Source organism: Gimesia panareensis, assembly GCF_007748155.1.
Classification (GTDB): Bacteria; Planctomycetota; Planctomycetia; order Planctomycetales; family Planctomycetaceae; genus Gimesia; species Gimesia panareensis.
Genome location: NZ_CP037421.1, coordinates 186,698 through 211,791 on the forward strand (window position 1 = coordinate 186,698; position 25,094 = coordinate 211,791).

The following is a 25,094-nucleotide window of genomic DNA, read 5'->3' on the forward strand; positions in this document are numbered from 1 at the left end:
GATCGTCTGCTGGCCATGAACAGCCTGGCGGAAGATTAATCTGTTTCCTGCAGTGTATAGAATGAATTCACGGCCGGCTGACCGGTGAAATTCGGACCTGCCTGGTCTGAGGCACCCGCGTATCGGCAGGGGAAGGTGACAGCATGCTGTCCCTCGCAGGAAACAAGGTGCGTTCGCATGTGGTATTTGAAAAAACGCCTTCGTAAAAATTCCCGTTTCGCTGCAGCGCTCCAGGTACCTTCCACGGTCTGCAGATTCTCCAGGTCCAGATGTGCCAGGAACAGGCCCTCCGAAGTGAGCCAGCTGGCAGCGCGGGCGAGCAGCGACAGTTTGTCGCCGACGTAGTGCAGACCGTGCACACAGGTAATCAGGTCAAATCTTTCTTCAGTGGTCCAGTCGTGGAGTGAAGCGGTCTGCAGGCGGAAAGTATCACTTGAGTCGGGGGCGGGGAGAAACAGATTGACCAGGTCGACGCCCAGGATCTGTATCTGTGATTCCAGTCCCTGTTGTTGAAAGTAGTCGTGTGCCTGAATCAGGGCTCTGCCGGATCCACAGCAGAGATCCAGCCAGCGCACGGTTTGTCCCGCTGAAATCCGTTCCTGCAGGAATTCAAGCGGATTGAGTTTCAGGTCGGCGGTGTAGCTGTTGGTTCCTGTAATCTCCCGCTCGCGATTCATGCGGCAGTTTGCAGCCACGTCCGACCATTCGAGTTCTTCGTCTGTCAGCAGGCTGTGTTTCTTATCGGCGGTCATTTCTGAATCTGTTGTTCCAGTTCGTGGTACTGTTTTTTCAGATCGTCATTGCCGAGTTCGGGGTAGAGGAGGCGGGTCACGCCGATCAGTTTTTTTGCGGCGTCCGTGTCGCCCGATTCGAACAGGGCACGAATGATGTGCAGTCGCGCGTCCAGCCAGGGGACCGTGCCCGCCTTCTCGGCGGCTTCCAGTTCGCGCCACTTGGGAATCGCCTGCCGCAGACATTCTTTGGTACCGCAACGCTCCAGCAGCAGCGCGACCTGCCTGATCAGCGAACCGTCGCGGGGCGACTGTTTCAATAGCGTCTGATAATACTCCAGTGCGCGGATCGGTCGATCAATGGCCAGATAGGCTTCCGCCAGGCAGAGATCAAGCTGCCGCGTCTGTTGCGGTGTGAGCTGATCGCGGCGACTAGCCAGCTTCTCGGCTGACTGCAGTTGCAGCATTCCCAGTTCCCGGCGGACCGCAGGGGTGAGGTCCAGATCGATGTGCGAGACGCCATTGAGCACCGAAAGCAGTTCGTTCGTCCCCGCATTCTCCAGACTGGCGACCAGCGAACGGGCTTCGGCCGGTTTTCCCTGACCTGCCAGGGCGATGATCTGCATCCGCAGGGCCTGGCTGCCGACCTGGTTCCAGCGTTGGATCAGCTGTGTCGTTTGCGCGACGCTCTCGGGGGAGCGTTCGCTGTCGCGTTTCAACTCTTCCGGTTTGACGTTGGCCGTGTGGATGATCAGGTCAAGCAGACGATGGGCTTTATTGTAGTCCGGAGGCGTGTCGTTGAGATAGATCCGCGTCAGCCGCAGCGCGATCTCAGCCTGTGAGAGTAAAATCGCGGGGTCACTTTCATCAGGGAAGTGCGCGAGGTACTTGCCCAGTACATCCGTCGCTTCCTCCCGCCAGGCACGCGTCGGTTTCCCCAGCGCGGCCAGTCTTAAGAGGATCTGCTCATAACAGCGGGCCACGCCCAGATGTGCGTCAGCCGCTTTAGGGTGGTTCTCCGGGATTTCCGCATAGAGCACGAGTGCCTTCGAATACTGCAGCCGTGATTCTTCCAGCCGGGCCAGCATCCAGCCCGCTTCGTAGTAGGCATTGCCGGTGGGAAACTGCTTGCGTACATTTTCCAGCGCGGTGGTGTAGGCCAGTCGGCGTGATTTGGTGCGACTCTGCGAATAGAGCTGTCCCAGGCACCAGGCGGCGAGCAGACTCGCATCGGCGGCTTTAGGAGCACCCTGGTAACGTTGTGCCAGCGACTGGAACTGCTCCGCCGCTTTCTCGTACTCTTTCAGCTTGAGTTGCAGCGACGCACTGGTGAAACCCAGTTCGAGCGCCAGATCGGTTTTTCCTTCTTTCGCTGCCTGTTGTGAGGTCTGCTCGTAGGCAGCGATCGCTTCTTTCAGCTTGCCTTCCGAATAGAGCAGCTGCGCGCGTTGCAAACTGTCTGAAAGGCGGGTGCCGTACTCCTGGATCTGTTCCTGCCGACCGACCAGTAGCTTCGCGCGCTGCGACCAGTAGCCCGGCTGCGCCTGCGACAGCTGCTCGGACCGCTTCAGAATCTGGCGCCAGAGTTCGTCGGCCAGCTCCTTTTGCTGTTTGTCGACGGCGATATGATGCAGCTTGAGCAGGGCGTCGATTTCCAGGAAGCCGAGCTCACTGGAGTAGCGGCCCTGTGCCTGGCGGTATTCAATGATGCTGGTTGCCGCCAGCTGCGGTTTGTCCTGGGCGAGCAGAATCCGCATCGACTCGATGAACACGGCCTCATTCAGAAACGGGGGATGCTGATCTTTCACCAGCCCCTGGATGGCCCGCTCGGCGGTGTCTGCATTTCCTGTCAGCCGTTCACACTGAATCAGAGCCAGTCGGCTTTCCCAGGTGATCTTGAGCGTCGTCGCCCGCCGGGACAGAGGTTCCAGCCATTTCCGGGCTGTCGCCAGACGCATTTTCCGCATGGGGCTGTCCGGATGATAGAGACCGGACAGTTTGATATTTGCTTCCGCGATCAGCAGCTGAAAGTCGAGCAGGGTATCCCGCACTGTGGCAGTGGGGAGCACCAGGTAGTTCACGCGTGCGCCCGCTTTCGTGAGCAACTGCTGCAGCTGCTGTTCTGCGTGCGTGAGTTGAGTGGTGGCCTTGTCCATGTTGTCGATCGCGGTGTCGCGGAGCGTTTCATTCTGCGGGATCGCCTGCGACTGCCAGTAGAACTGTTCTGCTTTCAGATACGAAATCCGGGCTCGTTCCGCACGAAACACCGGCAGGTCCGACCAGCGTGGGAAATCGCGCTCGATCTGATTGATGGTCTCCTCGGCGCGTTTCCAGAGCTCGGGCTGCTCGGCCGGACTGGCGGCGCTGGCATGCGCGGCCAGTGTGCGGATGAGTTCCAGAGAGTAACGCGCCCGGTCCGCATCAGACAGGCGGTTTTCTGCGAGTTCATTGAGGCAGTAGCCTTCAGCAATACCGAACAGGTGTCGCTGGCGCAGACCTTCGAAATAGGACCGCGTCGGATCCTCGGCCCGGCAGAAATTTCCCGTGGAGAGCAGCAGCAACAGCCCGCAAACCCAGCCACTGAGCGCACTGATTTTGAGAAGTGTGCAGGCAGAGCGGGCGTGATGTGAAGATCGCTGCGGCATGAATTCAATCGAATCAGGGAACAGAACTCGGAACAGATGACAGGCGGTGATACTTGTTTCTACCGGTCATCATACACGGTGCAGCCCGTTTCTCCCATACCTGATTTACCGGAGTCGGCTTCAAAACCGGGGCGGACGCTGCTTACTCGGGTTTCGGTACCAGGGGATTCCGCGGGAGTTCCGGCAGCGTAATCAGATCGGCTCCGGCGTTGGTCCGATCCACGGCGGTGATCGTCGGGCTGCCGTCAGTGGGCTGCGAGAACTGGAGTTGTGCGGTCTGCAGTTCGGAGCAGGGGGCTTTGATCAGTTTCTCGCGATCCACGAGCCACGGAATATTCATCTGGTAGCTGTTGACGTCCGAAGAGAGGCCCCAGATATCTTTCCAGTCCAGCGCGTCCAGCGACAGCGCGCCTGTGGTGCCCTGCTGTGACTGAATCGTCCAGAAGTTGATAAAGCGGTCGAAATAGTTGTTGGACCCCCTCCAGGTCAGCAGCTTCTGGCGGAAATCATTTTCGTTGGTATTCCCCTTCATCAGCACAAACGGGGCTTCGCTGCGGGAGAAGAAAATATTGTTCCGGGCGGAAACATGCAGCGGTATCAGTTCGCGGGGAATCGAACCGCTGTCCATCACAGCCAGACCGCGTCCCAGCAGGAACGTGGAGTGGTTGAGCACGACTTCCAGGTGATCCCCTTCCATCGGTTTGTTGCTGCAGCCGACCAGGTCGATCAGGGACTGGCCGATCATCAATGCCGAGTTGGTGATTTCCAGGCGGGTGGGTGCTGTCTCGCGAATCGAGAAGGCCTGCCCGTCGCAGCGGAGAACCGAGTTGATGACTTCGATGAACGTCGATTCTTTGGCCGGGCGTTTGCCCATCATCGAATCATCGTCGAGACCCTGATTGATCGGTTCGTTCATTTCGAAGATGGCGACCTGCTGTCTCGTTTTATTGGCACAGGTGACGGAGACCTGATGCAGGCGGATATCGTGGGCATTTTTCAGGGAGAAGATGGCCCAGGATTCGGTATTCAGATCTTTGACATCGACCAGGATGTCCACTTCAAACAGCTCGAGCGAACCGTTGGCAATCTGAATCATGTGTGTCTGAAACCCTTCCGCGGGTTCTTCAACCGATTCAAACTGGAGCACTGGTTTGCGATCTTTCGCAGCCCGGATGCGGACCCGTTTGTTGTTGATGTGGATCGGCGCTTCCTTGCGGACTCCGGTGAAGCCCAGTTCGATGATGCTGCCATCCTCTGCCGCAGCACAGGCGGCGTCCAGTGTTTTGAAATCCTGACCGGCGGTGCCGTCCGGGTTGATGATCGTAATTGCGGGGATCTCGATCTTCCGAAATTCGTTCGCGTCTTTTCTGGGGAACGGATCCGGTTCAGTTTCCGGTTTGACTTCAGGCGCGGGGGCCAGCGGGACCATCGTCTTCTTGCCGTTGCTGCTGTTCGACAGTGCCAGCTGATCCTCGGAATTATTTTCCAGCAGGACCTTGTTGGAGGCTGGTTTTTCTGAATTGATCAGCTCACGAAAGGAACCGGGCGATGAGATCAGGGGGATGTCGAAGATCCCACTCAGCTCCTTGCCGGGTTCATCCAGATTCATCTCCGCCTGTTTGTTGTCGGCAACATTCTCGGATGCAGCGCTGTTTTTGTCAGGCGTTGTGGTTCCCGGGACCGACGATTCCGTGCCGGTTTCTGTTGGCGTCGTCGATGCGATCGCGGGATTCTCTGTCAGAGAGCCGACCACTGGTGTATCGGGTTCGGGCAGCGGCTGGCTGGCTTCGGGGCTGATTTCGTCTGTTTTGTTGTCGACGACCGTGTCTGGCTCAGTGGTCGCCGGCGTTGAATTTTGTGTCACACTGACGGCAGACGGATCAAGCGAAGGATAGCGGTCCAGCAGGATCACAACGATCAGCAACACAGCTGCAGTAGCGATCCAGCCGACATGTTTTTCCAGAAAGCTGATGCGGGAACTCGTGGGTGAAGTCCAGACCAGTCCCTCGGGGTTTACACCGCGCAGATCCAGCTTGCCGGCGACCTGCATCAGGTGGAACATCAGCTCTTCCGGCGTCTGGAAACGTTCATCCGGGTCGCTGGCCATCATCTTCTGTACGATCAGCGAGAGTTCGCGAGGCAACTGTTTGTTGATGGCTGCCGGGTCGGGCACATTTTTGCCCGAGTGATCGAGCAGCTTCTGCAGTACGGTGCCTTCGCCGTAGGGAGGTTCTCCGGTCAGCATGTGATACAGCGTGCAGCCCAACGAATAGATGTCGCTTCGCACATCCACATTCCGCGGATCCTTGGCCTGTTCCGGAGAGATGTAGTCGAATGTTCCCAGCGTGGTGCCGGCTGTGGTCAGGTCGGCGGAAGCGTTGTCGCTGTCTTTGCGGGCCAGACCCAGGTCGACCAGCTTGGCCCGGCCTCCCGGTGTAATGATGATGTTGGACGGTTTAATATCTCGGTGGACCACGCCGGCTTTGTTGATGTGTTTCAAAGCCGAAGCGATCTGCAGGGCATAGTTGACGGCTTCCGCAGCGGGCAGAATCCCCCGCGACTGAATGATCTCCCTGACGTTGGTCCCTTTGACATATTCAAAGGCGATGAAATTCAGCCCCTGATCTTCGCCGATGTAAAACACGCGCGAGATGTTTTCATGGTCCAGGCGGGCGGCTGCTTTGGCTTCATTCTGAAAACGTTTCACCGAACCCGCATCCCGGGACTGACCGGGACTGAGTACTTTAAGGGCGACGACGCGATCCAGACGGGTATCGATGGCACGGAACACAGCGCCCATGCCTCCCCGTCCGATTCGTTCGCGGATGACAAAATGCTCCAGCTGCATTCCGGAAGGACTGGTCGTATCCGCTTCCTCTTCAGGATCATCGGTTGTGGGGGGGAACAGCCGGTTCCAGATCGAAGAGCGGGCCATGTTGACCTGTGAACCACTTGAGTTTTGACCCGCACCGGGAGCAGGGATCGGCTCGAGCGGGCTGATGATGGTTTCCGGGCCGTCTCCCTCAGGAACCGGCCGCGCAAAAAATTCGGGCAGCGATTCCTGACTCGTCATGGATCGTTCAGATTGCGACTCGGAACTCATGATCTAAGGTTCACTTAAAAATAGCTTGATTTCAACGTTTGAGATGATATCGAAGGTTTTGTCGAGCAGGCAACTGCGTAATTCAAATTCACTACGATTGTTTGAAAACAATGCCCGGTCAGAATGACTCTGACGCCTCTCAGTCAAACGATATCGAATGTGACTCTCGAATAATATTCTTAACCTGTACTATGATATGTGGTTAAGCGCTTTTAATCGATCAGGGACCAATTCAGCTTGTAACAGACACCGACTGGCGTTTTTGATAAAGATGGGAATAAAACAATCAGAGCTGCTTCTATTTTACGTGTTCCCGCCTCGATTCGTTCTGATAAAAATGGGATTTACGCGATTTTTCATCCAAATTTTCACGCTGTGGAGGGCTGCTGCGAGAATACCGGTCTCTCATGGGACCGGTAACGGGAGCATTCTGACTTCAGCTGCAGCCGTTCGTAAGCAGGGTTGATCGCTCGGTAGCGGATCAGGAAGTTCGTGTCGTTGGCTGGCCCGTTCCCATCGAGATTAGAATTCGATAATCTTCGTTTTGTATTCCTTGTGAAAACCAACTTTGTCGATCTTGAGGCCGAAGTTTTCGCCGATCTTGACCGCTTCTCCCAGGCAGTAAACCTGGTTATTGATATACATTTCCAGGGGGTCTTCGCACGGTTTGTCGAAGGTGATCAGGGAGCCGGGGCAGATGGAAAGTAACTGGTTCATCTCGATTTTCTTGGAGGCCAGTTTAACGATCGCCTGGACGGGCAGCTTGTTGATGCGGTTCAGCGGGTTTTGTCCGCCTGACGAAGCTGCCATGGCTGCTCCCGCAGGAGCAGCCTGTTGTTGAGCAGGCTGAGTGGCGGCGGGTTCTGGTGCTGGATCTGGTTCCGCTTCGGCGGTTTCTGTAACTGGCGGTTTCGTCAGGGGCCAAATTACAGGGATCACAGCACTCGGGCTCTGGCCGTCACTCTCCTCTGCATCAGTTTCCGCATCTGCCGGAAACACGTTGATACGCAGCAATGCAGCCCAGTCGGCGGGCTCACCCTGCATGACTTCATTTAATAAACTCTCTGTCGCATACGTCTTGAACTCTTCAGCTTCACCTGCGTCCAGCGGGATCAGGTTCATCGACCATTCCATCGATAACGTCTGCAGCCGTGAAGACTGCGACTCTCCCGGTTCCGTATACCAGTCTGGTAAAGGCAGCCCTTCCGGGATCAGGCCTGCCATGGCCTCATCGCCCAGTCGAAACAGAACAACCAGGCCCGGACCTCGAAAGGCATCGTCCAGCTCCTCCGGAGACCAGATTCCCGATTCGCCCATTTCCAGCCGATAACTCGTATCGAAACACTGGTTGAGAGAGTCAGAAATCGCTGCCATACTTTCGCCCGCCTGAGCGAAAATGGCCTCGACATTCTCCTGGCTGAAGCCCGACATTTCTGCTTTACAAAGTCCTTGAAAATGATAACTTGTTCATCGAATGGTACACGCTGGTCTTTTTCAGGAATCAGGATTCCTTAAATCATACAATCGACCACATAAAATTTAGTTCTTCACACAAAATCGACAAACCTGGCGCATTCGGAAAAGATTGACACATTTTGAGGCATCAAAACAGAATCTTTGATCCTTCAGGCCCCTTGAGACGTTCTGAACCATGCCTTTCAACATAAACAATGCCTGGGTTTGGATGAAAAAAGGATCTCAGCATGCAATGCCACGAAGTGGATTACGAAATCTTTGGTTCTGACCTGCAGATAGTGGAAATCATCCTGGATCCGGGGGAATCGGTGGTCGCGGAAGCGGGCAGCATGAACTACATGGAAGAGGGGATTCGCTTTGAAGCCCGCATGGGGGATGGCTCGCGACCGGATGATGGGTTTATAGGTAAACTGTTCAAAGCAGGAAAGCGGATGCTCTCCGGCGAATCATTGTTCATGACGCACTTTACCAATGATGGCCATGAGCAGCGCAGAGTCGCGTTTGCCGCACCCTATCCCGGGAAAATCATCGCCATCGACATGAGCAAGATTGGCGGCTCGATCACCTGTCAGAAGGATTCCTTCCTGTGTGCCGCTCTCGGAACGGAAGTCACCATGGCCTTTAACAAACGCCTGGGTTCCGGCTTTTTCGGTGGTGAGGGATTCATTCTGCAGCAGCTGCGCGGAGACGGAATGGCCTTTGTGCATGCCGGCGGAGCCGTCATCAAAAAGAAACTCAAAGGGGAAACGCTGCGTGTGGATACGGGGTGTATTGTCGCCTTTACGGGAGACATCGACTACAGCATTGAGAAGGCGGGGAACCTCAAGTCGATGGTCCTCGGCGGCGAAGGCCTGTTCCTGGCGACCCTCAGGGGGCACGGCACCGTATTGCTGCAAAGCCTGCCTTTCTCACGACTGGCAGACCGCGTGCTCGCACATGCACCGGCAGCCGGTGGTTCTTCTGTTGGGGAAGGTTCGATTCTGGGTGGCCTGGGTGACATGTTTGGCGACAGCTGAGTCTGTCCCGCTGGTGAAAGGGGAGCAGAGACATGAATCATCAATCTATATACCGCACAAAGACACGCATGCATCAGGTTGGACGCAAGCTCGTGCTGTTCATCGGTTTTGTCTTTATCTTCGTGGGCTACCTGATGGCCTATCAGAAGGGCTTGCCGCTGCTCGAACGGGCCAAAGCCAGTAAAGAATGGCCTACTACTGACGGCGTCGTGCTGGAATCGAAGATCGAGTCGCATCACAGCAGTAATTCCAGCTCCTCCACGTACTCTCCCAAAGTTATCTATCGCTACGAGGTAGAGGGCCAGAAGTTCAAGGGAGACACCGTCTGGTTCGGCAATGATGTGTCCACGTCCGACCGTTCCATGTCTTCGAAAACGGTCAAAAAATATCCCGTTCAGAAAAACGTGATCGTCTATTACGATCCCGCAGAGCCCGCGGTCGCGGTGCTGGAGCCCGGGGTCTTCAAAACCACGTATTTCTTTTACCTGTTTGGCTGGCTGTTCCTGGGGCTGGGGCTGCTGATGACCAGCGGGATCCTGTTTCGCTCGCTGTTGCGCCTGTTTCGGGGCCCCACGGAGATCCAGCAATCGGCAGACTCTGCCGATTGAGAGGCGGTTTCCGCTGCAAAGGGAAATCTGAGCTTGCCCGAGGGAACGCTGTTGTGCTATACCGCGCGTCCCCCTCTCTCAGTTTCGTTCTCACAGGCAGATTCCTGTCATGTCTCAGCAAGCTTTTTCGATGATGCTGCGTCCCCGGTTGTGGACTCTTCTGGCCGGCCTGCTGCTGGTCTGCGCCAACGGTTGTGCGACGACCCCTTACGTCTACCAGCCTCCACTGATCACACATCCGGACCTGGACTTCCCCGAGGATGAGCCCCAGGTTGTCCGCGGAAAACGTCGTCCCGTCATTGACGGCATCGGCTGGGTGGTTGGTATCCCGGGCAAAATTCTGCTCTGGGACCGCCGGATCGATAACCACAATGTTTCCCCCGAGACTGAAGCGGCGATTGCCGAATACCTGGAGAAAAATGGCCTGGATCAGGTCAAAGTGCGTGTCAATGAATACGATCCCCTCGGGGAGTGGAAGCGGCTCCGCAAAAACAAAGCGGTTGGCTGGGGCTGGCGATACACGGCCGGTACATTGACGGCGGTCGCTTATACGCTGCTTCCCGGTCGGATTATCGGCGGCGACAATTACAACCCCTTCACGAATACGATCAGCCTCTATTCGGATCACCCCGCCATCGCCCTGCATGAAGGGGGGCACTCCAAGGATTTCGGCACCCGGAAGTGGAAAGGCACCTATGCGGTCTTCACCGCGCTGCCGGGCGCCTCGCTCTGGCCGGAAGCGATCGCGACTAACGATGCACTGGGCTACCTCGAGACGGAACAGAACTTCGCAGGTGAAGCAGACGCCTACCAGGTGCTCTATCCAGCTTACGCCACGTACATCGCAGGAACAGCCTCGCCTTTTCTGCCCTATAGTGATCTGCTCATCAAAGCGGGGGCTGTCATTCCGGGTCACCTGGCTGGTCGCTGGAAGGCGCGCGAGGTCAAACAGGAAGCACTGGCGCGTCAGCAGTCGTCTTCAGAGATTCAGCAGGTGCATTTTGAAGTGCCAGCGACCCCTGTCGAAGCGAACGCGAATTCTGATGACGGGGTCGGGCAGCGTTGATTTAATTGGAAGGCATGATCGGAGGGCCACCCAGTTGAGTCATACGCTCAACCGGTTCGTTGCAGAGCGGATAGCTGCTGGTAGAAGAGTCCAGAATATTAGCCAGGGTCGTGTCAGCAAAGGCACTCTCTGTTTCCTTCATCGCATCATCCAGCTTACGGTGCAGCGGGCATAAGTTGGCACCATGGCCTTTCAGACCCAGCGGGCACGTTGTAATTCGACAGATCGGGTCCACCGCGTTCACGACTTCCAGCAGACTGAGTTCTTCCGGAGTCTTGACGAGTGATATACCGCCACCGATCCCACGCTGTGAATGCACGACATTGGACTGCCTTAAGCTCTGGAGCACTTTCGAGAGATAAGCCTGCGGTACCTTGGTCGCCTTGGCGATCTGCTCGGTTGTACAAGGGCTGGGAGCCTGGTCCGCCAGGTGGACAATTGCTCGAAGTGCGTATTCAACAGTCTGCGAAAACATAAGAAAGTCCTTATTGCTGATAATTGGACATTGATGTCTATTATCGGGTCTGATATGCTCCGTTTCAATCTCAATCTGAGTATTTTCAGAGTTCCGGTCAATTTATTATAGGCGTTCAATCGTAGAGGAAACCTGAATGAAGCACATTGACGAAGAAAAACTGGAAGTTGACCTCTCTTACCGGTTCCAGTATCTCGTAGAGTTCATTGGAATTACGGAAGACGATCTCAAGGCAGTCCATGGTGCGGCGGGGGTTCTGGCACCGCTGGTGCCAACTCTGGTTGATGCCGTATATGATCAACTTTTCAGATATGATTGCACAAAACGACATTTTGTGCCACGCCAATCCGGGTACGAGGGCGAAATTCCTGAAAGCATTGAAACACTGACTCAGGACCATGAAATGATCCAGTTTCGCAAACAGCACCTGGCCCGCTACCTGGAATCACTGGTCACCCGGCCTTACGACGAAAAAATGGTGCAATATCTGGATCTGGTCGGCAAAATCCACACTCCCAAAGCGGGGAGTAAAGAGCTGGATGTGCCCCTGGTGCAGATGAATGCCCTGATGGGCTTCGTCTCCAATGCCCTCGTCAGCACGATTCTCAGCCTGAATCTGGATCGGGAGACCGAAGTCAAAACCCTGACCGCCTTCAATAAACTGCTCTGGCTGCAGAACGACCTGATTACCCGCCACTATCAGGCATAGTCAGTGTTAGCGTGTGGGCTCAGTCCGGAGATCAACGCAGGCCAGGTTTCCGGCTGAGTCCCGACAATAGAGCCGGCCTCCACAGAGCACGGGAACCGTCCAGCACTGATGGTCGAGTACTTTGAAGCGGGAGATTTCCTTAAATGCATCCGGTGTTGCCTCTGCTGTGACCAGCGTCCCTTTGTCCGAGAGGATGATCAGCTTGCCATTCGCGATCAGCAACGATCCGCAGCCGAAACCCGCTTCGCGCCACTTCACTTTTCCCGTCTGCTGATCCAGGCAGGTCAGTCGGACGATGCGCCCCAGGTTGGAGTTGCCGTCCATCCCGTACAAGTGCCCCTGGTAGAGCACGCTGTTGTTGAAGTGGTTTTTCAGATCCCGATTGGTATAGCGGGCCTTCAACTGCTGATTTTCAAAATCGAGCAGCGCACAGCCTTTGCCGTATCCGGAAGAGATAAAAATCGTCTTCCCGTCGATGATGGGCGTGGTGGAATTCGTATCGAAGGGGGAAGGCCAGGCGAACGACGCGACTTCTTTGCCGTCCTCCTCGCGGGCAATCGAAAGGCATTCGTTATTCAGAATCGCCAGATAGACGGTCCCCTCGTTCTCAAACGCCGCGGGCGTGCCATAGCCGGGCATGTACGGTTTGGATTTCCAGATCTCCTTCCCCGTCCGTTTCTCCAGCGCGACCAGGCGGCCCGCTTCGATAAACAGCCGGTCTCCCCGAATCAGGGGCGAACAGGTAAACCCCCACTCCGGGATCTCCATGTCGTAAACCTCGGGTAGAATTTTTTCCCAGACCTTCTTCCCGGTGTTGATTTCAAAACAGATCAGCCGACCGTCGCGGCTGTTGGTGTAGAGGAAATCGCCATCGATGGTGGGCGTCGCGCCGGGGCCGCCCGCATTCAGATTGTCGATCAGTTGCGCGGGATACGATTCCTGCCAGATGATCTCTCCCGTGTCCGCATCCAGGCAGTAAACCGTCTCGTTTCCCTTCTGATGCCCCATCGTATAGAGGCGGCCATTGGCAGCGGAAATCGAGCTGTAACCGATGCCCACGTTTTTCCGCCAGAGCACCTGGGGGGGAACTTTCGACCAGTCGGCCCGCCAGTCGGTCTCTGTCGAGATGCCGTCATAGTTGGGGCCCAGCCAGTGGGGCCAGTAGCCGGGTTTCGCAGTGGGCTTCGTCCGTGCATCCTGGAACGAAACTTCGGTGATCACTTCCGGCAGCGGCGCAGCTGTCGTGCTCTCCTGTGCCTCAGCGCTGCTGACCGTCGATTCGGAAGCCGCTTCGCTACAGGCCAGCAGGCACAGGCCTGCCAGGCAGAACAGGATCGGGGTGACAGACTTCATGCAATTCTCCTTAATGCTGGTCACCCCATTATGCACGGGATCGACTTATTTAGGAATGTCAACTTTGATCCGCAGATCGCGCAGCTGGTGCGGATCCACTTCCGAAGGTGCACCGCTGAGCAGGTCGGCTGCTTTCTGGGTCTTCGGAAACGCGATGACGTCGCGGATGTTGTCATTGCCACAGAGCAGCATCACCAGCCGGTCCAGACCTAAAGCCGCCCCGGCGTGCGGAGGAGCTCCGTACCGCAGCGCCTGCAGCAGGAAGCCGAACCGTTCTTCCGCCTCTTCCGCCGAGATCCCCAGCAGATCGAAGACAGTCTGCTGCACACCCTGGTCGTGAACACGGACACTGCCGCTGGCTGCTTCATAACCGTTGATGACCAGGTCGTAGGACTGGGCACGCACCTTGGCAGGGTCACTTTCAAAGTACTGCACGTCTTCCTCGACAGGCTGGCAGAACGGATGATGCTCGGCATCCCAACGCTGTTCATCCTCGTTGTAGGTGAGCAGCGGAAAGTTGACGACCCAGCAGCATTTGAAGTCACTCGGATCGTACAGCTTCAGTTCTTTACCCAGACGGTTGCGGAGCGCTGCCAGAGCAGCGGAGGTGACGGCACACTGGTCTGCTACAAAGAACAGCAGGTCGCCGACCTCAGCCCCCATTGCCTCCATGATCTTCTGCTTGTCTTCGTCCGAGAAGAACTTGGCAATCGGGGAGTGCAGACCTTCGTCGGTCACCTTGAAGAATGCCAGTCCCTTGGCCCCGTATTCGCCCACGAATTCGGTCAGACCGTCGATGTCTTTACGGCTGTAGTTGTCGGCGGCACCTTTGGCGTTCAAACCCCGTACGCGGCCCCCCGACTCCATGGTCTTCTTGAAGACGGCAAAGTCACAGCTCTGTGCGATCTCGCCGATGTCGACCAGTTCCAGGCCGAACCGCAGGTCCGGCTTATCGGAACCATATTTTTCCATGACCTCGGCATAGTCATAGCGGGGTAACGGCAGTGCCATTTCTTCGACACGCAGGTCTTTCAGGATTGTTGCCATCAGGCCGTCGATCAGCGTGAGGATGTCTTCCTGTTCGACAAACGCCATCTCGATATCGATCTGGGTGAACTCCGGCTGGCGGTCTGCTCGCAGGTCTTCATCGCGGAAACAACGGGCAATCTGGAAGTAACGGTCGTAGCCCGAGATCATCAGGATCTGTTTGTAGATCTGCGGCGACTGGGGCAGGGCATAGAAAGCGCCTTCATGCACGCGGCTGGGCACGAGGTAATCGCGGGCCCCTTCTGGCGTGCTGCGTCCCAGGATCGGGGTCTCGATTTCCAGGAACTGCTGGTTGTCAAAATAATCGCGTGTCAATTTCATCAGACGGTGACGCACCAGCATCGCGTGCTGCAGCCGCTCGCTGCGCAGATCGATGAAGCGATAGGTCAACCGCAGCTCTTCGTTGGGCAGTTCGGATGTCCCCGGTTCGAACGGGGGTGTCTTACTTTTATTGAGCACTTTGAGTTCGTGCGCCCGGACTTCAATTTTTCCGGTGGCCAGCTTCTCGTTTTCCCGGTCGTCCCGCAGCACGACTTCACCACTGACCTGAATGACATCTTCGGCACGCAGGGTCCGGGCCAGTTCGTGCATTGCGGCGTCACGATCCGGATTGAACACAATCTGGGTTACTCCGTAGCGGTCACGCAGGTCGATGAAAGCCAGACCTCCATGATCGCGACCGCGGATGACCCAACCCGCCAGAGTCACAGTCTGTCCTACATGGTCTGTTCTCAGTTCGCCACAGGTATGTGTTCGTAACACCTTACTAAGTCCTTGGTTAGAAAACGTTCGTTCTCAAAAAAAGTTGTGTCTGGGGAGCAGCAGGCTCCGGAGTTGCAGCGGGAGCCGCACGATCGGTCAGGATCGGCCTGTCGCCAGACGTTCGTTCCCGGTTCTGATCCCCCGAGAGGGGGCCGGGTTCGCACTTCAGGCATCCCGCAGCAAAAAACGATGACGCTGATCTTATTAGAGCAGACCACTGCCCGCAATGAACAGCAGGCCGATACACCTTCCCCCGCCGGTATCTTTTTCCAGAATGTCCGATTATTCAGACGTCAATCGCGGAAAAAGCTCCGGCGAGTGATGTGATGTACACTTATCGGCGGAAACGCAGGCGACGGAACAGGCCACGTCGCGGCTGCTGCACCTGATAACATTCACAGTTATTTGCGGGGACCGCTTCTGTTTCCGGAACCGGTTTCATTTTGGGCTTGGCTTCCTTGGCTGGAGCCGCCGGTTTTTGAGGAGCAGCAGCCACTTTCTTCGCTGGTTTTGCTGCTGGTTTTTTGGAGGACGCACTCAGCTTTTTCTGAATCATTTTTTTCTTCGTCACGTCCAGGAACTGCTGGTAAGCGGCAGCGACTTTGCCCTGTTTAGTATCTCCAGAGTGAATATAGAGCCCGTATTTCAGGTTCAGCCTTCCGCCTGCTTTGAGGTGCTTGGGGTCGGCGGGCTGCTTTTTGTTGGTGTAGGCATGATCGCCGAACGGGCTGATCGTAAACAGACCGTAGTTCCGTACGTGGTAACGTGATTTCTTGTAGTTCTGAGGCGAGTCCATCAGGGTCACGCCGTAGACTTTGCCTTTCAGCGGACCATAGTAGTCGATCCACTCGGTGGGCTTGCCCCAGGTTTCTTTGGTCCCTTTCGTACCTTTGTTATCGACGACGGAACCTTCTTCTTTTTCCCGCATGCCATTGGGCAGACGGATGCCGAACAGACCTTCCTTCGTGTCTTCAAAGACAACGGGCTTGGCACCCGCGGTAAACGTAATGTTGTAGGTCAGCAGGCGATTGGCATAGATCGAGATGACCGTGTTTTCCGTGACGATCGGCTTATTGTCTTCGCCGAGCCACTGGTTGGTGACTTTCATCACTGCCGGATTGCCGTATTGTTTGAGAATCTTCACACCGACATTTTTAATTTTGCCCTTCTCGGCCCAGAAGTCGACGGTGTTGACTTCGTCGACGGCGACCCAGATCCCTTTGTGGTGTGGGTGATCTTCAGGATCGACCAGCGAACGGGTAATCACGGTTCCGTCAGCAGCTCTTACAGGAGAGAAGAACGGCTTAGGCAGGTCGGCACTGGTGTTGTAGGTCGCAAACGGTTTCCCATCGATGGTCACACTGAACTTGCTTCCATTTTTCTTGATATCGACGGTACCTTCTGCGGCACTCACAGTGGTAGAGAAGCCGACAAACAGACAGAGTATGCTCAACACGGTTTTCACAGCGAAAATTCCTCAAAAAACAGTCAATCCTGAACGGTTTGTTAATCACTGTCAGTTATTGTGTGCTGAACGGTGTGACGGCGCCAAGTCGCACAGGCAATTTCACTGATTTTTTCTCGAACTGAGGGGAAACACAGTTTGCGAACTACGCTTTTGATCTGTTATTCTAAACAGCTTGCGATGAGTTTAATTTATGAGTTCTCAGTTTGAAGACTATCTGGAAACAATGACGAAACGAAGACGGCTGCGTACGGTATCCAACCTGAAATCCTATCCCGAGAAAGCACACTCCTTTCGCAGTCCTGCGTCTCAGGATAAAGAGCCGGACTGGGAAATTTCGCTCTCGGGGGATCTGGGAGATAAAGAATCCGATCTGGTTTCCAGGCTGGTAGACGTCCCGCGCGGCAGCCGGGGTACCATCTACTTCGATTCCCCCGGCGGATCAGTTTACGCCGGCCTGACACTGGCCAGCCTGATCCGTCTGAGGCAGTTGAACGTAGCCGGCGTGGCGCTGGGTGAATGTTCCTCCGCCGCCATACTCCCGTTTGCCGCCTGTAAGCACCGTTACGTTACCACTTACACAACACTGCTGTTTCATCCGATCCGCTGGCAGAGTGAAGACGAAGTCCGGCTGGAAGAAGCCGCAGAATGGGCACGACATTTTAAAGTACTGGAAACCGATTTTGATCGTCTCCAGGCACAGCTGTTTGGCTGCCGACAGAGCGTACTCGATCGCTGGACACGCCCCGGACGTTTTGTCTCCGGGCAGGAACTGGCCGATGCCGGACTGGCACAACTCATCGACCCTTTCTCCTCAGAAGACCAGTGGAAGGTGATCGAGGCAAGATAGCGAGTCTGTAGCAGGCAGACAGCCGGGCTGACGGGAGAATTTTCGATCTCCGGGAACAGGGGCGGCGTCTCCTGCGTCAAACTGACCGTGGGTCGCTGGGAAATTTCGCCGTTCTGAACGTTCCCTTGACCATTTCTAACTTGGAGGGAGTCCGATGAAATCTTTTAAGCAACTGACCACAGTTCTGCTGGCTGTTACCTTTGTCTGGTGCAGTCTGTCACTCGTGCAGGCCGAGAAGCCGAAGTCCAAAGCCATCACCGTTCCGAAAATTCTGAGTGTCTCACACCAGCTGCAGAAATCCAATCCGCCTTCGCTGGTTCTGGACGTGGTGGGCGAAGTTCCCACTGGCGGATATACCGACGTGATCCTGGAACGGACCGTCTATGTAAAACCGCCTGAAGATGGAATCCAGGATTACTATCTCAAGGCGAAGCCGCCGACCGGGATCGCGATTACCGTCATCTCAGAAGTCAAAGCGTCAGATGTCTGGACCGACCTGCCCGCCTGGGTCAAAGGGGTTCGCGTGCACGGCGTGAAGGATGGTATCCAGGTCGTTTACTTCGATCAGGAACGCGAAATGGAACCGGTTCGCCGAACCTTTGCGGGCACTTCCTCCAAAGGTTCCTTTGATGAAGCGCTCTCCGCAGCGCTGGCGAAACTGAATCAGGAGCTGGGCGAAGGGGGCGTTGCCGATGCGACGTCGAGCTGGAAAGTGGTTCGCACCTCAGGACAGACCGGCGGGATCGCAGGTCTGAATCAGCTCAAGGTGGTGATCTCGGCTGAGCGCCAGCCCCCCTGGCAGAAAAAACAGTCTCGCAAACAGAAGCGCACTGTGAAACCGGTCGGAAAAATTCAGTCGACGCGGGAACTTAAGACTTCGGAGCGATGATGCCGGTTTCCGGACTCGAGGCCGTGGCGTACAGCTTGCGGGGAATGCGTCCCGCCAGGTAAGCGTCGCGGCCAGCTTCGATGCCCGCTTTCATGGCCCGGGCCATCCGCACGGGATCCTGCGCGCCGGCGATGCCCGTGTTGAGCAGCACGCCGTCGCAACCCAGTTCCATCGCAATCGTCACGTCGCTTGCAGTCCCCACGCCGGCATCGACAATCACCGGGTAGTCGGGATCGTCCTCTTTGAGGTATTCCAGACAGATGCGGATATTGTTCGGGTTCAGAATACCCTGGCCGCTGCCGATCGGGCTGCCCGCAGGCATCACCGAAGTGGCACCCGCGTCTTTCAGCCGCTTCGCGGTAATGGGATCATCGGTCGAATAGCAGAGCACCGAAAAGCCTTCGTCGACCAGTTGCTTCGTCGCTTCCAGCGTGGCGACCGGATCGGGAAGCAGGGTTTTCGTATCGCCCAACACTTCGATTTTGACCCAGTCGGCGCCCGGGTTTTCCAGGCCCCGCAGAATTTCACGCCCCATGCGGGCGACACGGACGGCATCCTCGGCGGTAAAGCAACCAGCGGTATTGGGCAGAATCGTGTATTTGTCGAGATCGATGAAGTCCAGAATGTTCCGGCCATCGGCGTCGATCAGCCGCTCACGGCGGACAGCGACCGTAATCACTTCCGCACCACTGACTTCCAGGCTCTCCTGCATCAGTTCGTAAGTCGAGTATTTGCCCGTACCCACGATCAGACGGGAGTTCAGATGATGTGTGCCCAGGACCAGGGCCGATTCTGTATCGCCAATTGTTGCCATAATGTTTACCCACCGCCTACCAGCGTTACGATTTCCAGACGATCTCCCTCTTCCAGCTGACAGTTCGCGTGTTCCTCACGGGGAATCAGGATCAGGTTGCGTTCCACAGCCAGATAGCGGGGCTGCAGCTCCAGCTGGACCAGCAGTTCGGCCACTGTGAAACGATCGGGAACCTCGCGGGTTTCACCGTTTACCTGAATGTGCACCTGTGTGCTCCCTGGAAGAGTTGACTGTCAGACAAAGCAAACAAGAGGTCGTGGGAAATCAGATCTTTCTCAAAGATTGTTTGCAAAAAGCGAGTTTAGAAGTGATACTGCCAGTCGTCAAGGAATGGCCGGGATACGACAGTCGTTATTTCCCACAGCGCATGGTTTTACTTCTGAACAGAAGCTACCACAGCTGTGCCCGGCTGCCGCCTTGCCGATTTCATCGTTTCTTTACAAGTCTTTAATATGCTTCTATATAAATAAGCAGGTCAAAACTTGTTACCGACTAATGCTTTCATTGCGGGAGATCAGATCAGATGCCGTCGATGCGTTACTTGTGTTTCCTCAGTTTCTGGGCAGGATTAATGATCGTGTCAGCCACTTCCCCCCTTGCTGCCGTTGAAATTGTAGGCCATCGCGGTGCCTCGCACGATGCCCCGGAGAACACACTCTCCTCCGTGAACCTGGCATGGGAGCGCAACTCGGATGCCGTCGAGATCGATATCTACCTTACCAGAGATGGCAAGATCGTCGCCTTTCACGATAAGACCACCAAACGGATCGGCGGCCGCGATCAGAAGGTCGGAGACCAGACGCTGGCCGAACTCCAGACACTGGACGTGGGTGCCTGGAAGAATGCCCAATACCGCAACGAGCGGATTCCAACCCTCCCGCAGATTCTCCAGACCATCCCCGCAGGCAAGCGACTGTTTATCGAAATCAAATGCGGCCCCGAAGTCCTGCCGCAACTCAAAGCTGATCTCGCCGCGTCCGGCAAAACGGCTGACCAGACCGCGCTCATCGGTTTCGACTATGATACGATGCGCAAGGCGAAGGAATTACTCCCCGACCTGAAAGCCTATTGGGTTTTCATGGTCAAACAGAATAAAGTGACCCGGAAGTTTGAGCACAACGCGGACTACTACATCCAGAAAGCGAAAGAGGCCAACTTCGATGGCCTGGATGTCGGCTATAACGGCTTCCTGACCGCCGATTTTATTCAGAAATCGGCAGCCGCCGGCCTGCCGGTCTTTGTCTGGACGATCAACGACGTGAAAGATGCCAAAAAGCTGGTAGAAATGGGAATTACCGGCATCACCACCGATCGTCCCGGCCTGATGATGGAAACATTCAAACAGGCCGAATAGCCCTCGATTGAGGCTGTCTGTGCGACTCTCGTATTGATTTACAGCCTGGTTTGTCCGAAAATGGAATTTAGTCGCCCGTAAAAAGACGCACTTAATTTCCTGAGGGATAAACCAGATGAAATCACGACTCGCAGCCATCATCGCCGGTGCACTGGCCCTGTCACTGCTTCTGCCTGACGCGCCTGCGTTCTCGAAAGAACAAGAGAAAGCGGAGCTGCCGCAACAGGCGGTCGACTACATCCTCGATCTGCAGAGCGACGACTTTCAGGCCCGTCAGAAAGCAACACAGGAGCTGCCCAAGTTCGGAGAGCAGGTGGTCGAACCTCTGCTGAAAGTGACCCAGGGGGATAGCCTCGAAGCGGCCGTCCGCGCGATCCTCGTCATTGAACAGGTCTACGTGCTGGGCAAAGCCGGCTCGGCCGGCCCCGCAGAAGACGCGCTGGAAAAACTGACGCATGCGAAAAACCCCTCGGTGGCGCTTCGTGCCGAAGAGGCCATCGATCGTCACGCCGACATCCGCGAAAAACGGGCGGTCCGCGAAATCAGAAAGATGGGCGGAACTGTGAAACTCTGGACGCCTGAAGAGATCGCCAAGACGGCCCAGGGCAATACTGTGGAACCGGGGCAGGTGCGTTACGTGGCCCTGGGTTCCAAGTGGAAGGGGGGCGAAAACGGGCTCAGATTCATCAAACGGGTTCGTAAGTTTCCGGTCCTGTATCTGATCAAGGGCCATCCCATTCCCGAACTGGCAATGGAAGATCTCATGAAAGCCCTGCCCGCGACCCAGTTCCAGACCCGCGACAGTGATGCCATGCTGGGCATTACGCACATGGCCGGAATCAGAGACCGGGGAGGCTGTCTGGTCGGTGATGTGTCTGACGGGCTGGCGGCCCAGAAAGCGGGTATCCGCTCCGGCGACTTCATTCTCCAGTTCGGCGGAAAGCCGGTTGAGAACTTTGACACCCTGGTCGGGCTGATCGGCGAGAAATCCGCAGGCGATGTGGTCGAAGTCGTGCTGTTGCGCGACGGGCAGATCAAGACACTTCCCGTCACACTCAGCAGCTGGCTTGACCGCTAAACGATCGCAGTCTTAATCGTGCAGCTGACGCAGCAGCTCCAGCGCCGTCTGTCGGATTTTGGTTTCCGCGTCAATCTCCAGATAGCTGCTCCGCGCGGGCCAGGTTTCGTAACCTCCCAGTGCGTGCTGTTTGGGTGTGGGCAGATAGCCGCTCGAACCGTTGGCCAGTTCCATGGAGAACGTCGCTGAAAACGGGCTGCCGGCTTTGATCGCCAGACCGGTCTCCGTGAATGTTTCGCAGGGAAGCCCGGCGATGCCCAGATCACCAATGCGGATCGCCTGAAGTTTGATCTTTTCCGTCGCGGGGTATTGATCCAGTTCGACTGCTTCCGTGGCGTAAATTTTCGACCAGGGATGCACGGTTTTCTGTTTCGGATTCGCCAGGATTTCACGTGCCCAGGCCAGTCGCTCCGCATCCGGCTTGCGGATCTCCAGTTCGATTTCTCGTTCGACCATCTCCACGGGAACGTTGCGCTGGTATTTCAACTTCTGTAACACCTTGACTGTCTGTTCGGCGAACTGTTTTCCCGATTCATCAATCCAGGCGAAAGGCGGGTATTTCTTTTTGTCCTGCTTCATCACTGCACCGACATTCCCGCTGGTCCCGTTCGAGAGCATGCCCACAAAAGGAGGATGCGAACCGGTCGATGCCAGTTTTTCCGCGAGGTAATTCGCATACGCGCCGAAGTAATCCGCGCTGATCTCGCCCTTCCTGTAACCGCCGCAGTAATGAATGCTCATGTTGCCCAGCACCGCCAGGGGAGTACCGTCCGCGTGTTGTACCGAAAGAATGGAACACTGGGGGTCGATGGGGGCGGCTGGTTGAATGATCTGCTTACTGCGACCAGCTACTGATTTGATTTGCTCGCCTGCCACGCCGAACGGATTCAGTGATACGCTCCCTTTCTCCGCCAGAAAACGTCGGCACGCGGCATAGCGTCCCGCATCGAAAGAGCCCCAGGCAATCTGGGCGGGAGCCAGGTTCTGCTCAGCGGTGATGATCGCTGTCGCCATCTTCTGGATCAGCGATTCATAGTAGGCGTCGTCCTGCTCACTTGCGCGACCGTAGGGGACGCGGGGCGCTGCATGCGTGTGCGTGCTGGTCATCAGCATCCGGTTCACGGGGAGACCGGTTTTCTCAGAGACGATTTTCTTGACTCGGTCGAAGTAGCTCCGCTCGACCATGCACAGGTCGTTCACGCAGATGGCGACTCGTGTGTTTCCATCATCGAGTACCAGGGCACGCGAATAGATCCGGTCGTGGACTCCCGTGACCGGGCCGTTCTTGGAAATGACGCCGTCCAGTGAGACACCGGTCGGAGGGGTGATATCAACCTGCGCGGCACCAGCCCGGAGGCCGGTCTCTTCCGCGTGGACTTCAGTCACACTGAGGCACAGTACCAGGGTGGCGGGAACAAACAACAGCAGAGCACAGAAACGCGAGACCATGGTAGACCTTTCCGTTTGTGTCAGAGGGCTTTTCAGATCATTCCAGTATTCACCATTCCCGCTCCGGTTTCCAGTGCCAGACGGGGAGCGGCGCCGTTTAATCCAACTGCTGAGCAGCGTTGGCGCGTTCGTTGAGCCACTGCGCCATCTCGTTGGAGACGATGAACGCCATTGCACCGCCGCGGGCATCGGGGCCCAGAATCGCCATACGGTCCAGGTAACCGCGGACGCTGGTCTGCTTCCCGGTTCCGGTACAGACATCGACCAGGGTTCCGTCAAAGGCGACCCGGGTCTTGATCCCTTCCCAGGCCTTCTCGATGATCGGCGTATAGACTTTCGCATCCAGCCAGCCTTCCCGCACGCCCCGGATCATGGCGAAGGTGATCATGCAGGTCGAAGTCATCTCGCGATAGCTTTCCGGATGATCGATCACCTGGTGCCACATGCCGGTCGGATCCTGATGTTTGCTGAGTGCCTCCAGGTGCTGACGATGTCCGGCCACGAACTGCTCCCGCAAGGGTGAGTGAACGGGTAGTTCGCTGAGAACCAGTGCCAGTCCCAGTGCGGGGAAACCATTCCCGCGTCCCCAGGCGGCGTCGCTGAGTGGCGAGTTGCGGTAAATGCCGTCCGGACGCTGGTCCAGCTTCTGAATGAACCGCCAGTGCTGCATGGCCATGTCGTAGTATTTGGATTCCCCGGTCAGCCGGCCCACTGCTGCCAGAATCGGACAGGACATGAAGACCGCATCGCTCATCTCCACATGGTGCGGCATCGATTCTTTCATTTTCCCCTGTTCATCAAAGCCCAGGTCGGCCGCCTGTTGGGCGTACTTAAGATAATTCCGGTCTCCGGTCGCCTTCATCAGTTCGGAGAACAGCAGGTGGCCGGCAATCACGGAGCCGCCCCCTTTGTTGCTGAGCGGTTCCGGATTCTTTTTCAGATACTCCTGTGTGATCTTCTCCACGTGCGGCAGTCGACTGTGATCGTCCGTCAGTTCGCCCAGGCGAATCTGGCTGATCAGTGACAAGACGGGAAGGTACGAGAGCCGCCCCAGGTCATTGCCATAGACTTTCGACAGTTGCGTCGCAACCTGAATCGGCGTCCGCTGCTGGCGTCGCATCAACTCCAGCCGGGCAGGGGACGGGCCGTGAAAGCCGCTCTTTTCGATCCTCGACAGTAATGCGGGCAGGAAGGCGGGCGCCTCTTTAGAGGGGACTTCCAGCGCCAGAGCGGGAATGCGCCCGATATTCGACGGAGATTTAATCGCCAGACTGGATACCAGCTCCCAGCCGAACACCGGCTTGATCTGTGGCTGCAATTCTTTTCCCAGTGCCCTGGTCGCGGGCAGACTGTCGACTGGAACCACCCACTGAAACTGCTTCCCTTCACGCACATCCAGAACCAGATCGGGGGCATGCATGCCGATCCACCGCCACAGGTATTGCACTTCCGGCTTCGTCGGGTCGTGGTAAGCAGGACCCTGAGGCGGATAGCCAGTGGTCGGGTTCCCGCCGGAACCATTCTTGGGACCCTCGTTTAGTACCCAGCCGTCCGGGTTCGCAATCGGAGCCGCGGAGAGCGAGAACTGTTCCCGCAGCGGCGCCGCCTCTTTCGATCCATAAAACCAGTTGACGGCATCAATGACGGCATCGACCGACGCCTGCGAACCGTCCAGCCCCCCGATCAACAGGATGCGTGTTTTGCCCGTGTGAAAGTTCAGATCGTCGGCGGAGAACACGCACGGAATAGGCGTCTCTTTGCGAGTGACTCCCAGTGCCGATTGAATCAGCGCCGGTTGTTTTTTCAGGGAATCCAGTCGCTGGGCGACTTTCCCTTTGAAATCGACGGTCGGCTGTTCCGCTTTCTCATCGGCCGCGGAGACCACCGAGACGGGCAGGGAAATCAGAGTCAGTAGAGTGAAACACAGGGGCAACAGATGCGCGTTCATGGCAGGCAGGTTCCCGGCAGGTATGTTAAAGGGATGAATTTCAGGTTTGAGGATGTTCCCGCTCATTGTAAATCTGTGCCAGACCAAATGCCAGCGGGGAACGCGATTACAGGCTTTGAATTGATCTCTCAATCAACCGGGCGTAGGGGTAGCCCTGTGTGGCTACCCGCAGAGCGAGTCTGTTTGCGTTTTGTACTTCGGACGATTGAGAAAGCTGCCTTTGTTGTCTGTATTCCAGACAAGCCTCGCCAGGCGG

The 25,094-nt window shown here is 56.3% G+C and carries 20 protein-coding genes; 8 read left to right on the top strand and 12 right to left on the bottom strand.

Annotation, left to right across the window (positions count from 1 at the left end):
- Nucleotides 1-35: 35 nt before the first annotated feature.
- The 4 genes from Enr10x_RS00770 to Enr10x_RS00785 form a co-directional block, all read right to left on the bottom strand.
- Complete coding sequence (locus Enr10x_RS00770; RefSeq protein WP_145447863.1) at nt 36-752, bottom strand: class I SAM-dependent methyltransferase; 717 nt, start codon at nt 750-752, stop codon at nt 36-38.
- A complete protein-coding gene (locus Enr10x_RS00775; protein ID WP_145447864.1) occupies nt 749-3,376 on the bottom strand; it encodes a tetratricopeptide repeat protein in 2,628 nt (875 codons plus the stop codon). The genes Enr10x_RS00770 and Enr10x_RS00775 overlap by 4 nt, the downstream gene beginning before the upstream one ends.
- A gap of 142 nt (nt 3,377-3,518) precedes the next feature.
- On the bottom strand, nt 3,519-6,449 hold the full coding sequence (locus tag Enr10x_RS00780) for a serine/threonine-protein kinase (RefSeq protein ID WP_197997437.1): 2,931 nt from the start codon (nt 6,447-6,449) through the stop codon (nt 3,519-3,521).
- Nucleotides 6,450-7,001: 552 nt separating this feature from the next.
- Nucleotides 7,002-7,910: a FliM/FliN family flagellar motor switch protein gene (locus Enr10x_RS00785; RefSeq protein ID WP_145447866.1), complete on the bottom strand. Its 909-nt coding sequence runs from the start codon at nt 7,908-7,910 to the stop codon at nt 7,002-7,004.
- A 272-nt stretch (nt 7,911-8,182) separates the two neighbouring features.
- On the opposite strand from Enr10x_RS00785, the gene Enr10x_RS00790 reads away from it, so the two are divergent.
- The 3 genes from Enr10x_RS00790 (at nt 8,183) to Enr10x_RS00800 (ending at nt 10,645) form a co-directional block, all read left to right on the top strand.
- Nucleotides 8,183-8,971: a TIGR00266 family protein gene (locus tag Enr10x_RS00790; RefSeq protein ID WP_145102849.1), complete on the top strand. Its 789-nt coding sequence runs from the start codon at nt 8,183-8,185 to the stop codon at nt 8,969-8,971.
- A gap of 32 nt (nt 8,972-9,003) precedes the next feature.
- Nucleotides 9,004-9,579: a DUF3592 domain-containing protein gene (locus tag Enr10x_RS00795; protein ID WP_145102851.1), complete on the top strand. Its 576-nt coding sequence runs from the start codon at nt 9,004-9,006 to the stop codon at nt 9,577-9,579.
- A 109-nt stretch (nt 9,580-9,688) separates the two neighbouring features.
- A complete protein-coding gene (locus Enr10x_RS00800) occupies nt 9,689-10,645 on the top strand; it encodes a hypothetical protein (RefSeq protein WP_145102853.1) in 957 nt (318 codons plus the stop codon).
- 1 nt (nt 10,646) lies between these two features.
- Here the strand turns inward: Enr10x_RS00800 and Enr10x_RS00805 are convergent, their stop codons facing one another.
- Nucleotides 10,647-11,120, bottom strand: coding sequence for an RrF2 family transcriptional regulator (locus Enr10x_RS00805; protein ID WP_145102855.1), 474 nt, complete (start codon nt 11,118-11,120; stop codon nt 10,647-10,649).
- A gap of 136 nt (nt 11,121-11,256) precedes the next feature.
- On the opposite strand from Enr10x_RS00805, the gene Enr10x_RS00810 reads away from it, so the two are divergent.
- Complete coding sequence (locus Enr10x_RS00810; RefSeq protein ID WP_145102857.1) at nt 11,257-11,829, top strand: protoglobin family protein; 573 nt, start codon at nt 11,257-11,259, stop codon at nt 11,827-11,829.
- Between the two features lie 6 nt (nt 11,830-11,835).
- Here Enr10x_RS00810 and Enr10x_RS00815 read toward each other — a convergent pair whose 3' ends face one another.
- The 3 genes from Enr10x_RS00815 to Enr10x_RS00825 form a co-directional block, all read right to left on the bottom strand.
- Complete coding sequence (locus Enr10x_RS00815) at nt 11,836-13,182, bottom strand: outer membrane protein assembly factor BamB family protein (protein WP_145102859.1); 1,347 nt, start codon at nt 13,180-13,182, stop codon at nt 11,836-11,838.
- 45 nt (nt 13,183-13,227) lie between these two features.
- Nucleotides 13,228-14,991, bottom strand: coding sequence for an aspartate--tRNA ligase (aspS, locus tag Enr10x_RS00820; RefSeq protein WP_145102861.1), 1,764 nt, complete (start codon nt 14,989-14,991; stop codon nt 13,228-13,230).
- A 334-nt stretch (nt 14,992-15,325) separates the two neighbouring features.
- On the bottom strand, nt 15,326-16,456 hold the full coding sequence (locus Enr10x_RS00825; protein WP_197996330.1) for a DUF6807 domain-containing protein: 1,131 nt from the start codon (nt 16,454-16,456) through the stop codon (nt 15,326-15,328).
- A gap of 193 nt (nt 16,457-16,649) precedes the next feature.
- Here Enr10x_RS00825 and Enr10x_RS00830 point away from each other — a divergent pair, with 193 nt between their 5' ends.
- Nucleotides 16,650-17,306, top strand: coding sequence for a ClpP family protease (locus Enr10x_RS00830; protein WP_232093188.1), 657 nt, complete (start codon nt 16,650-16,652; stop codon nt 17,304-17,306).
- Between the two features lie 154 nt (nt 17,307-17,460).
- Nucleotides 17,461-18,195 (top strand): hypothetical protein, encoded by a 735-nt coding sequence (locus tag Enr10x_RS00835; RefSeq protein WP_145102865.1) that lies wholly within the window; start codon nt 17,461-17,463, stop codon nt 18,193-18,195.
- On the opposite strand, the gene Enr10x_RS00840 is transcribed toward Enr10x_RS00835, so the two are convergent.
- Both Enr10x_RS00840 and thiS read right to left on the bottom strand, forming a co-directional pair.
- Entirely contained in the window at nt 18,176-19,009 is an 834-nt protein-coding gene (locus tag Enr10x_RS00840; protein ID WP_145102867.1) for a thiazole synthase, read from the bottom strand. The two genes, Enr10x_RS00835 and Enr10x_RS00840, sit on opposite strands and share 20 nt — an antisense overlap.
- Nucleotides 19,010-19,014: 5 nt before the next feature.
- Nucleotides 19,015-19,215 (bottom strand): sulfur carrier protein ThiS, encoded by a 201-nt coding sequence (gene thiS / locus Enr10x_RS00845; RefSeq protein ID WP_145102869.1) that lies wholly within the window; start codon nt 19,213-19,215, stop codon nt 19,015-19,017.
- A gap of 371 nt (nt 19,216-19,586) precedes the next feature.
- Here thiS and Enr10x_RS00850 point away from each other — a divergent pair, with 371 nt between their 5' ends.
- Both Enr10x_RS00850 and Enr10x_RS00855 read left to right on the top strand, forming a co-directional pair.
- Nucleotides 19,587-20,363, top strand: a complete 777-nt coding sequence (locus Enr10x_RS00850; protein ID WP_197996331.1) for a glycerophosphodiester phosphodiesterase — start codon at nt 19,587-19,589, stop codon at nt 20,361-20,363.
- Between the two features lie 115 nt (nt 20,364-20,478).
- On the top strand, nt 20,479-21,441 hold the full coding sequence (locus Enr10x_RS00855) for a PDZ domain-containing protein (RefSeq protein WP_145102873.1): 963 nt from the start codon (nt 20,479-20,481) through the stop codon (nt 21,439-21,441).
- Nucleotides 21,442-21,453: 12 nt separating this feature from the next.
- Here the strand turns inward: Enr10x_RS00855 and Enr10x_RS00860 are convergent, their stop codons facing one another.
- Entirely contained in the window at nt 21,454-22,890 is a 1,437-nt protein-coding gene (locus Enr10x_RS00860; protein WP_197997438.1) for a neutral/alkaline non-lysosomal ceramidase N-terminal domain-containing protein, read from the bottom strand.
- 97 nt (nt 22,891-22,987) lie between these two features.
- Entirely contained in the window at nt 22,988-24,838 is a 1,851-nt protein-coding gene (locus Enr10x_RS00865) for a glycoside hydrolase family 88 protein (RefSeq protein WP_197997439.1), read from the bottom strand.
- Nucleotides 24,839-25,094 lie beyond the last annotated feature (256 nt).

Excerpts from the sequence above, each read along its gene's own strand:
- Enr10x_RS00800 (WP_145102853.1), top strand. The coding sequence starts at position 9,689 with ATGTCTCAGCAAGCTTTTTCGATGATGCTGCGTCCCCGGTTGTGGACT.
- Enr10x_RS00815 (WP_145102859.1), bottom strand. The coding sequence starts at position 13,182 with ATGAAGTCTGTCACCCCGATCCTGTTCTGCCTGGCAGGCCTGTGCCTG.
- Enr10x_RS00780 (WP_197997437.1), bottom strand. The coding sequence starts at position 6,449 with ATGACGAGTCAGGAATCGCTGCCCGAATTTTTTGCGCGGCCGGTTCCT.
- Enr10x_RS00865 (WP_197997439.1), bottom strand. The coding sequence starts at position 24,838 with ATGAACGCGCATCTGTTGCCCCTGTGTTTCACTCTACTGACTCTGATT.
- Enr10x_RS00790 (WP_145102849.1), top strand. The coding sequence starts at position 8,183 with ATGCAATGCCACGAAGTGGATTACGAAATCTTTGGTTCTGACCTGCAG.
- Enr10x_RS00830 (WP_232093188.1), top strand. The coding sequence starts at position 16,650 with ATGAGTTCTCAGTTTGAAGACTATCTGGAAACAATGACGAAACGAAGA.
- Enr10x_RS00770 (WP_145447863.1), bottom strand. The coding sequence starts at position 752 with ATGACCGCCGATAAGAAACACAGCCTGCTGACAGACGAAGAACTCGAA.
- Enr10x_RS00810 (WP_145102857.1), top strand. The coding sequence starts at position 11,257 with ATGAAGCACATTGACGAAGAAAAACTGGAAGTTGACCTCTCTTACCGG.
- Enr10x_RS00805 (WP_145102855.1), bottom strand. The coding sequence starts at position 11,120 with ATGTTTTCGCAGACTGTTGAATACGCACTTCGAGCAATTGTCCACCTG.
- Enr10x_RS00840 (WP_145102867.1), bottom strand. The coding sequence starts at position 19,009 with ATGGCAACAATTGGCGATACAGAATCGGCCCTGGTCCTGGGCACACAT.
- Enr10x_RS00860 (WP_197997438.1), bottom strand. The coding sequence starts at position 22,890 with ATGGTCTCGCGTTTCTGTGCTCTGCTGTTGTTTGTTCCCGCCACCCTG.
- Enr10x_RS00855 (WP_145102873.1), top strand. The coding sequence starts at position 20,479 with ATGAAATCACGACTCGCAGCCATCATCGCCGGTGCACTGGCCCTGTCA.
- Enr10x_RS00795 (WP_145102851.1), top strand. The coding sequence starts at position 9,004 with ATGAATCATCAATCTATATACCGCACAAAGACACGCATGCATCAGGTT.
- Enr10x_RS00775 (WP_145447864.1), bottom strand. The coding sequence starts at position 3,376 with ATGCCGCAGCGATCTTCACATCACGCCCGCTCTGCCTGCACACTTCTC.
- Enr10x_RS00785 (WP_145447866.1), bottom strand. The coding sequence starts at position 7,910 with ATGTCGGGCTTCAGCCAGGAGAATGTCGAGGCCATTTTCGCTCAGGCG.
- Enr10x_RS00835 (WP_145102865.1), top strand. The coding sequence starts at position 17,461 with ATGAAATCTTTTAAGCAACTGACCACAGTTCTGCTGGCTGTTACCTTT.